Annotated in this window: 13 protein-coding genes; 7 read left to right on the forward strand and 6 right to left on the reverse strand. The window is 59.5% G+C overall.

Annotated features, from left to right (window positions below; genetic code table 11):
• Window positions 1-63: 63 nt before the first annotated feature.
• Together JQ845_RS18865 and JQ845_RS18870 are read right to left on the reverse strand one after the other, a co-directional pair.
• Entirely contained in the window at window positions 64-450 is a 387-nt protein-coding gene (locus JQ845_RS18865) for an MAPEG family protein (RefSeq protein WP_004419617.1), read from the reverse strand.
• Window positions 451-463: 13 nt separating this feature from the next.
• Window positions 464-1,297: a DMT family transporter gene (locus JQ845_RS18870; RefSeq protein ID WP_004419618.1), complete on the reverse strand. Its 834-nt coding sequence runs from the start codon at window positions 1,295-1,297 to the stop codon at window positions 464-466.
• A gap of 151 nt (window positions 1,298-1,448) precedes the next feature.
• On the opposite strand from JQ845_RS18870, the gene JQ845_RS18875 reads away from it, so the two are divergent.
• From JQ845_RS18875 to JQ845_RS18885, 3 genes are all read left to right on the forward strand, one after another.
• Entirely contained in the window at window positions 1,449-2,714 is a 1,266-nt protein-coding gene (locus tag JQ845_RS18875) for a cation:proton antiporter (protein ID WP_004419620.1), read from the forward strand.
• 143 nt (window positions 2,715-2,857) lie between these two features.
• Window positions 2,858-3,229, forward strand: coding sequence for a hypothetical protein (locus tag JQ845_RS18880; RefSeq protein WP_004419622.1), 372 nt, complete (start codon window positions 2,858-2,860; stop codon window positions 3,227-3,229).
• A gap of 1 nt (window position 3,230) precedes the next feature.
• Window positions 3,231-5,222, forward strand: a complete 1,992-nt coding sequence (locus tag JQ845_RS18885; RefSeq protein ID WP_127196524.1) for a pyrroloquinoline quinone-dependent dehydrogenase — start codon at window positions 3,231-3,233, stop codon at window positions 5,220-5,222.
• Between the two features lie 857 nt (window positions 5,223-6,079).
• Here the strand turns inward: JQ845_RS18885 and JQ845_RS18890 are convergent.
• Window positions 6,080-6,997 carry a LysR family transcriptional regulator gene (locus JQ845_RS18890; RefSeq protein ID WP_004419625.1) on the reverse strand — a complete coding sequence of 306 codons (918 nt, stop codon included), beginning with the start codon at window positions 6,995-6,997 and terminating at the stop codon, window positions 6,080-6,082.
• A 108-nt stretch (window positions 6,998-7,105) separates the two neighbouring features.
• On the opposite strand from JQ845_RS18890, the gene JQ845_RS18895 reads away from it, so the two are divergent.
• From JQ845_RS18895 to JQ845_RS18905, 3 genes are read left to right on the forward strand one after another with little or no spacing between them, the layout of a single operon-like run.
• Window positions 7,106-8,338: a D-amino acid dehydrogenase gene (locus tag JQ845_RS18895; protein ID WP_203009350.1), complete on the forward strand. Its 1,233-nt coding sequence runs from the start codon at window positions 7,106-7,108 to the stop codon at window positions 8,336-8,338.
• A gap of 31 nt (window positions 8,339-8,369) precedes the next feature.
• Window positions 8,370-8,720 (forward strand): RidA family protein, encoded by a 351-nt coding sequence (locus JQ845_RS18900; RefSeq protein WP_004419629.1) that lies wholly within the window; start codon window positions 8,370-8,372, stop codon window positions 8,718-8,720.
• Between the two features lie 26 nt (window positions 8,721-8,746).
• Window positions 8,747-9,649: a transporter substrate-binding domain-containing protein gene (locus JQ845_RS18905; RefSeq protein ID WP_004419631.1), complete on the forward strand. Its 903-nt coding sequence runs from the start codon at window positions 8,747-8,749 to the stop codon at window positions 9,647-9,649.
• A gap of 30 nt (window positions 9,650-9,679) precedes the next feature.
• Here the strand turns inward: JQ845_RS18905 and JQ845_RS18910 are convergent, their stop codons facing one another.
• Window positions 9,680-10,321: an HD domain-containing protein gene (locus JQ845_RS18910; protein ID WP_010656704.1), complete on the reverse strand. Its 642-nt coding sequence runs from the start codon at window positions 10,319-10,321 to the stop codon at window positions 9,680-9,682.
• A gap of 192 nt (window positions 10,322-10,513) precedes the next feature.
• Here JQ845_RS18910 and JQ845_RS18915 point away from each other — a divergent pair, with 192 nt between their 5' ends.
• On the forward strand, window positions 10,514-11,479 hold the full coding sequence (locus JQ845_RS18915; protein WP_203009351.1) for a GlxA family transcriptional regulator: 966 nt from the start codon (window positions 10,514-10,516) through the stop codon (window positions 11,477-11,479).
• A 47-nt stretch (window positions 11,480-11,526) separates the two neighbouring features.
• Here JQ845_RS18915 and JQ845_RS18920 read toward each other — a convergent pair whose 3' ends face one another.
• Together JQ845_RS18920 and JQ845_RS18925 are read right to left on the reverse strand one after the other, a co-directional pair.
• The gene (locus JQ845_RS18920; RefSeq protein WP_004419638.1) at window positions 11,527-12,246 is read right to left on the reverse strand and encodes a 16S rRNA (uracil(1498)-N(3))-methyltransferase; all 720 of its coding nucleotides are present in this window, start codon (window positions 12,244-12,246) and stop codon (window positions 11,527-11,529) included.
• Window positions 12,247-12,380: 134 nt separating this feature from the next.
• A complete protein-coding gene (locus tag JQ845_RS18925) occupies window positions 12,381-13,787 on the reverse strand; it encodes an adenosylmethionine--8-amino-7-oxononanoate transaminase (RefSeq protein WP_004419640.1) in 1,407 nt (468 codons plus the stop codon).
• Window positions 13,788-14,049 lie beyond the last annotated feature (262 nt).

The following is a 14,049-nucleotide window of genomic DNA, read 5'->3' on the forward strand; positions in this document are numbered from 1 at the left end:
CGCGGGCGCTTCAACATGGTCCCGTGATCGCGAACAGCTCGCTCCTGCATTTTCAGCCTGAACTCACATCGAGACAAAAAAGAAGCTGACCACCAGCCCCATGCCGATAAACCAGACCACCGAACGCATCATGGCCCAGTCGGCCAGATAACAGATGATGTATAGCAGGCGACTGGTAACAAACAGCACCGCCAGCACGTCGATGGTCACGGGCTGCGCATTGCCCACGATATCGGCAATGATCACCGCGGCGGCAAACGCCGGGGTCACTTCAAAGCTGTTGAGCTGAGCGCTGTGGGCGCGCTTGGCAAATCCTTGCAGACCGTCGAGAAACGTCCGTGGATCATGGTTCTGCCGCGGCCCGAACTTGCCGTCGCTGAACTTGGCAAAGGCGGTACAGACATAGGGCAGGCAAAGGGCAATCAGTACACACCAGAAGGCAACCGTCATTGGAATTTCCTTTTTAGAGTTTCATCACGAGCATGCCGATCAGCACCAGCCCACAGGCTAAGAGCCTCGGCCCACCAAAAGGTTCTTTGAGGTAACGCATACCGAACAGCACCACCAGAATCACACTGACTTCACGCAATGCCGCGGCCTCGGCAATCGAGCCCAGCTGCATGGCCCACAACACCAGGCCATAGCTGGCCAGAACACAAATCCCTACTGCCACCCCCAAACGCCATTGCGTACGCCAGAACAGGGTAAACGCGGTACGCCTGCGGGTCAGCGCCAGCAACGGGAACGGCCAGGCGCTGATCAGCGTTACCCAAACCAGATAATCCAGCGGGTGCGACCAGCGCCGCAGGGCCTGACCATCCAGGAAGGTATAGCAGCCGATGCACAGGCCAATCAGTGCAACCACTGGCAGCAGCGACCAAGGCAACCGATCACCGCCACCGCCCTGCCACAGCAGGCAGGCCATGCCGCACGGGATCAGCAGGATACCGATGATTTGCTGACCGGTAAGGGCTTCGCCGGCAAACGTCAGGGTCAACGCCAGCACCACCAGTGGCGAAAGCCCGCGCATCAGCGGATAGACTAATCCCAGATCGCCCACCCGATAGGCGCGAATCAACAGCACCCGGTAAAGCAGTTCGAATACGGCAGATGCCAAAATCCACGGCCAGATGTCCATGGGCGGAAATGCCACAAACCCCACCAGCGCAACAACCAGCAGCAGCGCAACCGTGTCCATGCACGCGATCACCAGCAAACGTTCGCCACTGAACTTAATCAGGGTATTCCAGATCGCATGCAACACAGCCGCGATCAGCACCAACGTGGTTGCCAGCACCGTTACCTCCTTTATTTTTATGGATCGGCATCTTTTTTATACGGTATTCATGACTGTGCCGCGAATATGTGTCGCTGCCGTCTGCTTTTTCATCAAACAAGACCTGACCCGATCAGGGTCTCCACTGACTCCCGCCACTACAGGATCCCGGATGCTTGAACTTGTTGCTGCGTTTATCTGCCTGACCTCACTGCTGACATACGTGAACTTCCGTTTTATCGGCCTGCCGCCAACCATTGGTGTGATGGTCACCGCCCTCATGTTTTCCCTGCTGTTGCAAGGCTTGAGCTTTATTGGCTATCCCGGTCTTGAAGATCGCGTGCAGGAGTTGATCGGCCAGATCGATTTCGGCGATCTGCTGATGAACTGGATGCTTTCCTTCCTGCTGTTTGCCGGCGCCTTGCACGTAAACTTCAACGACGTACGCAGCTACCGCTGGCCCATCGGCCTGCTGGCCACCGTCGGTGTGCTGATTGCCACCACCGTGATCGGCAGCCTGGCGTACTGGATCTTTGGCCTGTTTGGCTGGCATATCAGCTTCCTGTATTGCCTGCTGTTCGGCGCCCTGATTTCGCCCACTGATCCGATCGCCGTGCTTGGCGTGCTGCGTACCGCCAACGCATCCAAACCGCTGAAAACCACGATTGTCGGTGAATCGCTGTTCAATGACGGCACCGCCGTTGTGGTGTTCACCGTATTGCTGGGCATTGTGCAACTGGGCGAAACCCCGAGCCTGGGCGCCACCGCGATGCTGTTTGCCCATGAAGCCATTGGCGGCGTGGTGTTTGGCGGTTTGATCGGCTATCTGGTCTATCGAATGATCAAGAGCATCGAGCAATACCAGATCGAAGTGATGCTGACCCTGGCGCTGGTGATCGGCGGCTCCGCCATGGCCAGCGAGCTGCATGTCTCGGCACCCATTGCGATGGTGGTCGCCGGTCTGATCATCGGTAATCTGGGCCGCAACAAGGCCATGAACGAGATGACCCGGCGCTACATGGACGGTTTTTGGGAGTTGCTCGATGACATGCTCAACGCGCTGCTGTTTGCCCTGATCGGCATGGAATTGCTGTTGCTGCCGTTCTCATGGTTGCACTTGCTGGCAGCGAGCGTGCTGGCCCTGGCCATCCTGCTCTCGCGCCTGTTGACCGTGGCCCCGGCCATTGTGCTGCTGCGCCGCTGGCGTACGGTGCCCCGCGGCACCATCCGCATCCTGACCTGGGGTGGTTTGCGCGGCGGGGTTTCGGTAGCCCTGGCTCTGGCCTTGCCACTGGGGCCGGAACGCGACCTGATCCTGAGTATTACCTACATCGTGGTGCTGTCGTCGATCCTGTTCCAGGGTTTGACCATCGGCAAACTGGTCAAGCATGTGACCAAAGATGCACCGGCTCCGGTCGAGACGGATCCCGCGCATTGATCTGAAGCCCGCAATCTCGCTGCCACCGCCCCCCCCGGTAGCGACTGCGAAACTGCCGGGGCACCTCGTCCCGGCGTTTCCTGCCAGCTTGGCTACACTCTTTTTCCTAATGCCTGAGAGCATAAAACGTAAAGGAGAAAGGGATGAGTACTTCTGCTGGCTATGCACCGCCCAGGCGCCATACAGGCGCCTACATCATAGTTATCACCGCACTGATCGCCCTGGCCATTACGGCATGGCGATTTTTTACGCCACTGTCGGGCGTGACCGACTCCGGCGGCGCGATGGTAACGATGCTGGGCGAATTCGTTCTGTTCATTCTTGGCCTGTTGCTGATCAAGCATGAATTCGGGGGACTAAGAAGTTTCTTCGTTGTTCTTAGCTGGCTCGCGGTCATCGGGACGCTGTTTGGCGCGGTCCTCTTGCATGGCTGGTGGACAGCTCTGGTGCTGGTGGTGTGCGCCGCAGGGGTGGTCATCGAAACTTTTTGCGGCAAGCCAACAAGGAGCGCGTGACATGGATAAAGTAAAAAAACATCTTTTCACGGCACCGGTCATCTGCATGCTCGCGGGTATTTCAACCGCACACGCTGACACCGCTTACATAGTGCCCACGCCCCTGCTGGCGCCATCCAGTATCTCCGCCGAAGACGCCAGAATACCCGTGCCCAATGGCAAGGAGTGGGACTCGTTCCATGGCCAGTTAAGCTCGCAAAAATATTCGCCGCTGAACCAGATCAACAAGGACAACGTCGGAAAACTGACCAAGGTCTGGCAGTATTTCACCGGCGACATGTCGGACGGGACCGGCAAAACCCCTGCCACTGTATGGTCCGCCACCCCGATCTTTGCCAATGACACGCTGTACGTCGGCACGCCTTTTTACCGGATCATTGCCCTTGAGCCTGAGACGGGTAAAGAAAAGTGGAGTTATGACACCAAGTCGCCGCTGGAGGCCCTCACCCAGCCGGCCTTGAAATCCCGTGGCGTAGCCTACTGGCAGGAAAAAAACCCGCAACCCGGGGTTGCCTGTCAGAAAGTCGTGTACCTGGGGAATATGACAGCCCAGTTGTTTGCAGTGGATGCCGACACCGGCAAGCCATGCGAAAACTTTGGCAAAAACGGCGTGGTTGATATCAACCAGTGGAACAAGCTCAACGCCAAATGGCCGCTGTCGGTCCTGCAGCCGCCGACCGTTATCGGTGACAAGCTGATCGTCGGCTGGGCCGGCAAGGACTGGGAGTACGAAGTCGAATCACCAGGCTCGCTGTTTGCTCTCAACGCCCGTACCGGCGAGCTGGAGTGGGAATTCAAACCGATTCCCGATGATGAGGCCGGCAATACCGGTACCGCCAATATCTGGACCGCCATGTCCTATGACGCGGCACTCGGCCTGCTGTACATCCCGGTCTCCTCGCCTTCACCCAACTACTGGGGCGGCAACCGGCCAAAAGCGATTCCTTTGGGAACCTCAACAACCGCGCTGGATATCAATACGGGCAAGGTCGTATGGTCCCGTCAGTGGGTTCACCACGATTTGTGGGACTACGATATCAACTCGGCCCCGACCCTGATGGACATCACCGTCGATGGCAAACCTGTAGCCGCGCTGGTTCAAGCTACCAAAATGGGCTTTCTGTTCACCGTTGACCGTCGTACCGGTGAAGACGTGTGGCCGATTGAAGAGCGTCCGGTGCCAAAAGGCGATGCCGATGGCGAAGTCTACTCACCCACGCAGCCCTTCCCGACCAAACCTGCTCCGTTGCTGGACCAGTCCAAGAAGCCCGCAATCTGGAAAATCGCCGATATTGTCGGCTTTGGCCAGTGTTCAAAAATGTGGGACGGCCTGGAATACAACGGCATGTACTCGCCACCTTCCACCAAAGGTAACGGCGTACTGGCCTACCCGGACAGCGCCGGTGGCGTGCAATGGGGTGGCGTAGCCTTCGATCCGGTCAGCCAGGTGGCAGTGGTTAACACCTCGCACATCGTGCAGATGATCAAGCTGTGGGATCGCGCCTCCTATGACAAACAACCCAAGGAAGCAGGCAACGAAAACGGCTTCTATCCGCAGATCGGCGCACCCTATGGCATGTCCTTGCTCAATGCGCAGAACTGGGCCGGCATGCCGTGCTGGGCGCCGCCTTTTGGTGAAATCGTCGCCATCGACATGCACACCGGTGACGTGAAATGGCGTCGTCCGATGGGCGCGGTGCAGCAATATGGCTGGTACATGCCTGAAAGCATGGGCTCACCTACCATCGGCGGACCGGCAATCACGGCCGGTGGCGTGGTGTTCATTGGTGCCTCGATGGATGCCAAGGTGCGCGCCTACTCCCTGGATGACGGCAAGGAACTGTGGTCGGATAACGTCATGGCACCTGCTGTCGCCAACCCCGCGGTGTATGAGTACAAGGGCCGGCAATATGTGGCGTTTGTCGCGGGCGGCAACTCCATCATGAAAGATCAGGTGGGCGATCAAGTGGTGGTCTACGCACTGCCGAAATGATGCCGGGCTCCCACACGCCCTGATCGGGCCTTGTGGGAGCTGGCTTGCCAGCGATGCTATCGCCGGCAAGCCGGCTCCCACAGGTTATGTGTTTCCCTCCATCAACCGCTGCAACCGTTCCCCGGCCCCGCAGCGCCAACGCTACCGAAAGTGCTGGTCGATGCCGGGCTACCACAGGCTCTGACTGGACCTTGTGGGAGCTGGCTTGCCAGCGATGCTATCGCCGGCAAGCCGGCTCCCACAGGTTATGTGTTTCCCTTCATCAACCGCTGCAACCGTTCGCCGGCCCGCAGCGCCAACGCTACCAAAAGTACTGGTCGATGCCGGGCTCCCACAGGCTCTGATCGGGCCCTGTGGGAGCTGGCTTGCCAGCGATGCTATCGCCGGCAAGCCGGCTCCCACAGGTTATGTGTTTCCCTTCATCAACCGCTGCAACCGTTCGCCGGCCCCGCAGCGCCAACGCTACCAAAAGTACTGGTCGATGCCGGGCTCCCACAGGCTCTGATCGGGCCCTGTGGGAGCTGGCTTGCCAGCGATGCTATCGCCGGCAAGCCGGCTCCCACAGGTTATGTGTTTCCTCACATCAACCGCTGCAACCGTTCCCCGGCCCCACAGCGCCAACACCACCAAAAGTACTGGTCGATGCCGGGCTACCACACGCCCTGACCGGGCCCTGTGGGAGCCGGCTCCCACAGGTTATGTATTTCCTCCCATCAACCGCTGCAACCGTTCGCCGGCCCCGCAGCGCCAACACCACCAAAAGTGCTGGTCGATGCCGGGCTACCACAGGCTCTGACAGGATCTTGTGGGAGCTGGCTTGCCAGCGATGCTATCGCCGGCAAGCCGGCTCCCACAGGTTATGTGTTTCCTCCCATCAATCGCTGCAACTGTTCGCCGGCCCGTCCGGCGAACAGTTCCAGCAACCCCTCCAGCGTATGCGCCGGTGCTTCATCGGCACGGGTCAGTGCATACAGGGTAATCGGCAATGCTGGACTCAGCGGACGAATCAGGGTGCTCGCCCGCGAAGCACCCAGCGCCGTGAACGGGTCAATCACCGCCAGCCCCGCTCCCGACTCCACCATCGCCCGCGCCAGAGAATAGGTTTGCACCGCAATGCTGATACGCGGCGGTGGCTCAATGGTTTTCAGATAACTGTCCAGACGCGCGAACAACGGGTCGGCATTGCTCAGGCCGATCAACGGCGCATCTGCCAGTTCATGCAGCGCCAGCGGTTCTCCCTCACTCTCATCCGGCCAGTAACCCCGCGGCGCCAACGCCACCAATACGCCGTGGGCCAACGCCTGGGCCTTGAGCCCTGGATGGTCAGGCAGCTTGAATGTCAGGGCCACGTCCAGCTCGCGCATCAACAGGTTCTGCACCAGCTCCCGGCTATGGGCACTGGCCAGTTCGCAACTGATATCCGGGTAGCGCCGGGTCCACTCGCTGATCACCGGCGGCAATAGCGACAGCGCCAATGCCGGCGTACTGCCGATGCGCAAGCGGTGCCCGGGGGCACGGCGCAGGCTTTCGGCCAGTCGCTGTACCCCTTGCAGGCTCTCGCTGACCTTCTCGACTTCGCGTTCCAGCAGCAGGGCTTCAGGGGTGGGCTGCAGTTTGCCGCGTACCCGCAAAAACAGCGGGAACCCCAGTTGCAGCTCTGCGTGCTGCAGCACTTTGCTCACCGCCGGTTGCGAGACATGCAGCAGTTGCGCGGCGGCACTCACCGAGCCGGTTTGACGGATGGCCTGAAAGATTTCGATATGTCGCAAACGCATGGCGGTAGTCCATAACCTTTGTTTATGGGTAAGGCATCTTTATTCATTGTTCAGCCTCTGTCACCTACCCCTAATCTGAGCCCGAACAACATTGGGCTAAGGACTGACATGGGACAGCGGGTTTGCATCATCGGTGGTGGCGTTATCGGGCTGTCAACTGCGTATGCGCTGGTGCGCGACGGATTTTCAGTGAGCCTGATCGAAGCCCGGCCCACGCTCGCCAGCCAGACCAGCTTCGCCAATGGCGGCCAGCTTTCCTATCGCTATGTGGCACCGCTGGCCGATGCCGGGGTGCCCTGGCAAGCGATGGGCTGGATGTTGCGCGGCGACTCGCCACTCAAGTTGCGGCCCCGCATGGACCCGGCCCAATGGCGCTGGATGGCGTCATTTATCGCCGCCTGCCGGGGCTCGGTGAATCAGCGCAATGCTGCGCACTTGCTGCGCTTGGCGCTCCTGAGTCAGGCCACCTTGCAGCAGTGGCGTGAAGAAGATCAATTGAGCGGTTTTGAGTGGCGGCGCAACGGCAAGCTGGTGACCTTCCGCAACCCGGAAAGCTTCGACAAGGCGCGGGCCAGAGTTGCCCACAGCCCATTTCAACAAGCACTGTCTGCCAGCGAATGCGCAACCCTTGAACCAGGCCTGAAGGACTCGGCGTTTATCGGCGGCATCTATACCCCCGACGAGGAAGTGGGTGATTGCCATGCTTTCTGCCAGCAACTGGTCGCCCGTTTGCAAGCCAGCGGCCGTTGCACCTTTTTGCTGGGTAAAACCGTCACCCGTATCCATCACGCCAACGGCGCAGTCAGTGCCGTGCAAATGGGCGATGAGCATTTGCCAGTGGATCAACTGGTGCTCTCAGCAGGACACACCAGCCCGGCCCTGAGCTTGCCGGGGTTGAATTTGCCGCTTTACCCGCTCAAGGGCTACAGCCTGACCCTGCCCCTGAGCGACCCGCAAAAAGCGCCGAATGTGAGCATCACCGATTACGACCGTAAAATCGTCTACGCCCGCATTGGCGAGCAGTTGAGAATTGCGGCCATGGTCGACATCGTCGGTTTCGATACTTCCCTGGACCCCAAGCGTCTGGCACAAATGCGCCAACTGGCCGCCAGCACCTTCCCGGATGCCGGCAACTATCACGACGCCATCGAATGGGCCGGCATGCGTCCTGCAACACCTGGCGGCGTGCCTGTCCTCGGTGCCAGCGGATATCGCAACCTGTGGCTCAACCTCGGCCACGGAGCCCTGGGCTTCACCCTGGCCTGCGGCAGCGCGCGCCTGTTAAGCGACCTGATCGGACAACGTAAACCCGCCATCGACATGCAGGGTCTCTGCGCCTGAATACCTAACTCAACGTACAAGGAAATCCCCGATGACGATTCACCGCCTCAACAGCAATGACCGTTTAAGCGCCGCTGCGACCTTCGAGGCGCTGGTATTTTTGTCGGGACAGGTTCCCACCCAAAGCACAGATATTTCCGCGCAGACTCAGGAAGTTCTCGCCAAGATCGACGCATTGCTGGCCGAGACCGGCAGCGACAAAGACCACATCCTCAACGCCACGATTTACCTGCAAAACATCGAGCGCGACTTTGCGGCCATGAATGCCGTGTGGTCGGCCTGGCTCTCGGCGGGCAAGGCGCCGACACGCACCACGCTGCAAGCCGAACTGGCGCGGCCTCAGGTGCTGGTAGAAATCAGCGTGATTGCCGTTCGTCACTGACCTGTTTGCAACCGGAGAACAAGAAGATGAAAAAACTCACTTTGATCAGTTGTACGCTGGGTCTGTTGCTCAGCCACTCACTGCACGCCAGCGAAGCGCCATTACAGGGCACGCTGAAGAAAATTGCCGACTCGGGAAGTATTACCCTGGGTTATCGCGACGCCTCAGTGCCGTTTTCGTATGTGGGCGACAACAGCGGCAAGCCCATGGGCTATTCGGTGGAGCTGGCGAACAAGATCGTCCAGCGCATTCAGCAGCAGTTGGGCGACCAGCCGCTCAAGGTCAAATACAACCTGGTGACCTCGCAAACCCGTATCCCGCTGGTACAAAACGGCACCGTCGACCTGGAGTGCGGGTCCACGGGGGTGACTGCCGAGCGGCAAAAGCAGGTGGCGTTTTCATACGGCTTCATTTACGTCAAAGGCCAGTTGCTGACCGCCAAGGACAGTGGCATCAAAGGCTTTGATGACTTGCGCGACAAAAACGTGGTGACCACCGCCGGCACCACCAACGAACGTTTCATCAAAAGCTATAACGCTGATCACAAGATGAACATGAACGTGATCAGCGCCAAGGACCACGGCGAAGCATTCAAGATGCTGGAGACCGGTCGGGCTGCGGCGTTCTATATGGACGACGCGCTGCTTTACGGCGAACGCGCCAAAGCCCGCGACCCGCACAACTGGGTCGTGGTGGGCGACGAGCAATCGCGGGAAATCTACAGCTGCATGGTGCGCAAGGACGACCCGCAGTTGCTGGCAGTGGTGAACAAAACCCTGGCCGATTTATACCAGTCCGGGGAAATTACCGGCATCTACCAGCGCTGGTTTGAACAGCCAATCCCGCCCAACGGCCTGAATCTCGAATTCCCGATGACCGCCGAGTTGAAACAGATCATCGCCACGCCGGTGAGTGACCCGGTGGAGTAGAAGCCGGCCCCCACTCCATTTTCTCCGTGATCAGGAAGCCCAGGGCGATTTGCGGATGATTTCGACGAAGTTCAGCGGTTTGAAGCCCGGGTCGCAGTCCACCAGTACGTCGGCGTTAACCGTGCCAAAGGTGGTTTGCGGACGATGCTTAAAACCGTTGGCGAAGGCGCAGAGAATGCACTCTTTGAAACCTTCGCCCCGCGGGTGAGCATGGACTACGGCTTCACGCTGCGCGGCAGGGAACGCCGCGTAGTCGATGCCCAGCACATCCATTTCAACCCCCGCCGTCACCAGCGCCACATTCGGGCGCAGGTGCTGCGTGACGCCCGGCGTGGTGTGCAACGCGATGGATAACCACACCTGCTCCACATCGTCATCGCTCAGGCCGAACGGTTTCATAAAGGCTTTGGCATTGTTGGCACTGTCCACTTCAAAGCGCTCGTCTTCAGTACGGTGGCCTTCGACCAGCCCCAGGTCGTGAAACATTGCCCCCACATAAAGCAGTTCCGGGTCATAGGCCAGTTGCTGGCGCTGCCCGCTCAGGGCGCCAAACAAAAATACCCGGCGCGAGTGGTTGTAGAGCAAATCGGACTCGACGTCGCGGATGTATTCGGTGGTAGCTTTGGCCAGGGCGCTGTCCGGGATGACGATGCCTGCGATGGTCTGACTCATGGCGAACTCCTCGAGCGAGCGCCGGGTTGGCGCCGTGATGTTTAGTGTGGGCGCATGCCCCAATGGCAACAATCAGCGGACAGTGACGATTCGTGCCAATCAGGTTGCAATGCCGGCCATCGTCCTGCAGGCGCTTGTCCACATCAGCGGACTACGGTATTTCATCTCTTACCCACCTGACGGCCGACTCTGATGACCCTGACCGTAGCATTGATCGTATTTCCTGGCGTGCAGGCACTGGACGTGACCGGTCCCATGGATGTGTTTGCCGAAGCCAATGCCTTTCTGGCCCCCGACAAGCACTACCGGCTTGACGTACTGGGGCTGGAGTCAGGGCTGCTGAGGTGCTCGAACGGGCTGTCGATTCAGGCCCACCGGCATTTTTCTGCAGCACCAGACAGCTATGACCTGGTGTTATGTGCAGGAGGCCCGGCCTTGCCCGGGCAGGATTTCGGCGCGGAGTTTTACACCTGGCTGCGCGGTATATGCCGTCGGTCGCGACGCTATGGCTCGATCTGCAATGGCGCATTGATGCTCGCCCGGACCGGGTTGCTGGACGGGCGCCGTGTCACCACGCACTGGAGCGATGTCGCGGCCCTCGCCCGTCTGTGCCCCGACGCCGTGCTGGAGGTCGATCGCCTGTATGTGCAGGACGACAATTTGTACACCTCGGCCGGGGTCACGGCGGGGATTGATCTGTCGTTATATGTACTGACTCAGGATCACGGCCCGCAGGTGGCGCTGAATGTGGCCAGACGCTTGGTGGTCTTTACCCAGCGCTCAGGCGGGCAGTCGCAGTTCAGCCCGTTTCTGACCGCAACCCCCCATACCGCTTCAGCGGTCGCGGCAGTACAAGGCCTGGTGCTGCAGAATCTGCGTACCGACCTGAGCATCGCCGAGCTGGCACAGGCTGCCGCCATGAGCCCACGTAATTTCTCTCGGATATTTGCCCGGGAAACAGGGACCACACCCGCGCAGTTCGTGGAAGGAGCCCGGGTGGACGCTGCCCGGGCCCTGCTCGAAAACGCCACCCTGGCGCTCAAGACGGTGGCATACGAATGCGGCTTTCGCGATGCCCACCATATGCGTAGCGTGTTTATGCGCCGGCTGGGGGTATCGCCCCAGCAGTTCCGGATGAATTTTGCACCGATGGTTTAAGCCACAGGCGCAGGCTTGCCCGCGCCAAAACCGGGATCAGCGCGCAATCAGAAATCGCCCCACAACTGTTGGGCCACGGCCAGGGCCACAACCGGTGCCGTTTCGGTACGCAGTACCCGAGGACCAAGGCGCGCAGGCTGGAAACCCGAGGCCTGGGCCTGATCGATTTCGTTGTCGGTCAGCCCGCCTTCTGGCCCGATCAGAAATGCCAGACGCCCGGGTTTGGCGTGGCTGGCCAGCGGCTCGGACACCGGGTGCAGCACCAGCTTGAGATCAGCCTCGGTGGTTTTGATCCACTCACTGAGCAACACCGGCGGGTGAATGACCGGCACCCGCGAACGACCGCATTGCTCGCACGCGCTGATTGCCACCTGGCGCCAGTGCGACAGACGCTTCTCGGCGCGCTCGTCCTTGAGCCGCACTTCACAGCGCTCGCTCATGATCGGGGTAATTTCGTTGACCCCCAGCTCGGTGGCCTTCTGAATGGCCCAGTCCATGCGCTCGCCACGGGACAAACCCTGGCCGAGATGAATGGCCAGTGGCGATTCAATTTGCCCGGCAAAGCTTTCGTCGAGCAACACCCGCACCCGTTTTTTCCCGACTTCCAGCAGGCGCCCGGTGAACTCATGTCCCGAGCCATCGAACACCTGCAGGGCATCGCCCTCGGCCATGCGCAGCACGCGGCCAATGTAATGCGCCTGGGCTTCAGGCAATTCGTGTTCACCGAGGCTCAAAGGTGCATCGATAAAAAAGCGGGACAATCTCATGTAGGTTCTCTGAAAATTAAATGACTTATGTCGCCGCTGCCGCAGGCTGCGATGGGTTGCGCAGCGACCCCGTTTTAAAAACGAAGGTCCTTCGGCCCTTGTCGCCGTCTGCGCCAGCGGCTACAAAACAGGGCTTAACCGGGGTCACGGAAGTCGGGATGGAAGTTCGACGGCACGGCCACGCTGATATCACTGCGGGTCGCAATGTCGATCCCTTCACTGGCCACTTCAGCCAGAAAGTCGATCTGCTCCGGAGTAATCACGTAAGGGGGCAAGAAATACACCACGCTGCCCAATGGGCGCAACAAGGCGCCGCGCTCCAGTGCGTGCTGGAAGACTTTCAAACCGCGCCGCTCCTGCCATGGGTAAGCGGTTTTGCTGGCTTTGTCCTGGACCATTTCAATGGCCAGCACCATACCCGTCTGACGCACTTCCGAGACATGGGGATGGTCAACCAGATGCGCCGTCGCACTGGCCATGCGCTGGGCCAGGGCCTTGTTGTTCTCGATCACATTGTCCTGCTCGAAGATATCCAGCGTCGCCAGAGCGGCCGCGCAAGCCAGCGGGTTGCCCGTATAACTGTGGGAATGCAGGAAGGCGCGCAGAGTCGGATAGTCATCGTAGAACGCGCTGTAGACCTCGTCGGTGGTCACGCAAACGGCCAGCGGCAAGTAGCCGCCGGTAAGGGCCTTGGACAGGCACAGGAAGTCCGGCGTGATGCCGGCCTGCTCGCAGGCGAACATGGTGCCGGTACGGCCAAAACCCACTGCAATTTCATCGAGGATCAGGTGTACGCCATAACGGTCGCAGGCTTCACGCAGCAGCGTCAGGTATACCGGATGGTACATGCGCATGCCGCCCGCGCCCTGAATCAGCGGCTCGACAATCACCGCAGCCACAGTGTCGTGGTTCTCGGCGAGTGTCTGCTCCATGGCCAGAAACATCGTGCGCGAGTGTTGCTCCCAGCTCACGCCCTCGGGGCGCAGGTAGCAATCGGGGCTCGGCACTTTAATGGTGTCGAGCAACAGCGCTTTGTAGGTTTCAGTGAACAGCGGCACGTCACCCACCGACATCGCCGCCATGGTTTCACCGTGGTAGCTGTTGGTCAGGGTCACGAAACGCTTTTTTTCCGGCTGGCCACGGTTCAGCCAGTAGTGAAAGCTCATCTTCAGCGAGACTTCGATACAGGACGAACCGTTGTCCGCGTAGAAGCAGCGGGTCAGGCCCTCAGGTGTCATCTTGACCAGGCGCTCGGACAGCTCAATCACCGGCTGATGGCTGAAGCCGGCAAGAATCACATGCTCAAGCTGGTCGACCTGATCCTTGATGCGCTGGTTGATACGCGGGTTGCAATGGCCAAACACGTTGACCCACCACGAACTCACCGCGTCCAGGTAGCGCTTGCCTTCGAAGTCTTCCAGCCATACGCCTTCGCCGCGCTTGATCGGAATCAGCGGCAGCTGCTCGTGATCTTTCATTTGGGTGCAGGGGTGCCATAACACGGCAAGGTCACGCTGCATCCACTGATTATTCAGGCCCATATCCACTCTCCTGGCGCTGGCTCCCGGCGTGTGCGGGCAAACAATCGCGCAAGCCTATGCAATGCGCGTGCGTGTAACAACCCATTACTATTCACCAAAGCCCGGGGTGTTGAACTTTGAGACGCTCACGGGCATACAAGAGCGACATAAAACATCGTTAACGTTTGCTTAACTTTTCACTCTCAGGCTACTGATCGCATTTATCGATGCCTTACAGCAAATAAATGCGCTTTCATTCGATAGGTAAATCATTAGTCTTAGG

Source organism: Pseudomonas paraversuta, from assembly GCF_904063065.1.
In the GTDB taxonomy this organism is placed as follows: domain Bacteria; phylum Pseudomonadota; class Gammaproteobacteria; order Pseudomonadales; family Pseudomonadaceae; genus Aquipseudomonas; species Aquipseudomonas paraversuta.

What these genes read in the sequence shown, in the direction of transcription:
- JQ845_RS18865 (WP_004419617.1), bottom strand. Translation starts at nt 450, where the DNA reads ATGACGGTTGCCTTCTGGTGTGTACTGATTGCCCTTTGCCTGCCCTAT.
- JQ845_RS18875 (WP_004419620.1), top strand. Translation starts at nt 1,449, where the DNA reads ATGCTTGAACTTGTTGCTGCGTTTATCTGCCTGACCTCACTGCTGACA.
- JQ845_RS18880 (WP_004419622.1), top strand. Translation starts at nt 2,858, where the DNA reads ATGAGTACTTCTGCTGGCTATGCACCGCCCAGGCGCCATACAGGCGCC.
- JQ845_RS18885 (WP_127196524.1), top strand. Translation starts at nt 3,231, where the DNA reads ATGGATAAAGTAAAAAAACATCTTTTCACGGCACCGGTCATCTGCATG.
- JQ845_RS18890 (WP_004419625.1), bottom strand. Translation starts at nt 6,997, where the DNA reads ATGCGTTTGCGACATATCGAAATCTTTCAGGCCATCCGTCAAACCGGC.
- JQ845_RS18895 (WP_203009350.1), top strand. Translation starts at nt 7,106, where the DNA reads ATGGGACAGCGGGTTTGCATCATCGGTGGTGGCGTTATCGGGCTGTCA.
- JQ845_RS18900 (WP_004419629.1), top strand. Translation starts at nt 8,370, where the DNA reads ATGACGATTCACCGCCTCAACAGCAATGACCGTTTAAGCGCCGCTGCG.
- JQ845_RS18905 (WP_004419631.1), top strand. Translation starts at nt 8,747, where the DNA reads ATGAAAAAACTCACTTTGATCAGTTGTACGCTGGGTCTGTTGCTCAGC.
- JQ845_RS18910 (WP_010656704.1), bottom strand. Translation starts at nt 10,321, where the DNA reads ATGAGTCAGACCATCGCAGGCATCGTCATCCCGGACAGCGCCCTGGCC.
- JQ845_RS18915 (WP_203009351.1), top strand. Translation starts at nt 10,514, where the DNA reads ATGACCCTGACCGTAGCATTGATCGTATTTCCTGGCGTGCAGGCACTG.
- JQ845_RS18920 (WP_004419638.1), bottom strand. Translation starts at nt 12,246, where the DNA reads ATGAGATTGTCCCGCTTTTTTATCGATGCACCTTTGAGCCTCGGTGAA.
- JQ845_RS18925 (WP_004419640.1), bottom strand. Translation starts at nt 13,787, where the DNA reads ATGGGCCTGAATAATCAGTGGATGCAGCGTGACCTTGCCGTGTTATGG.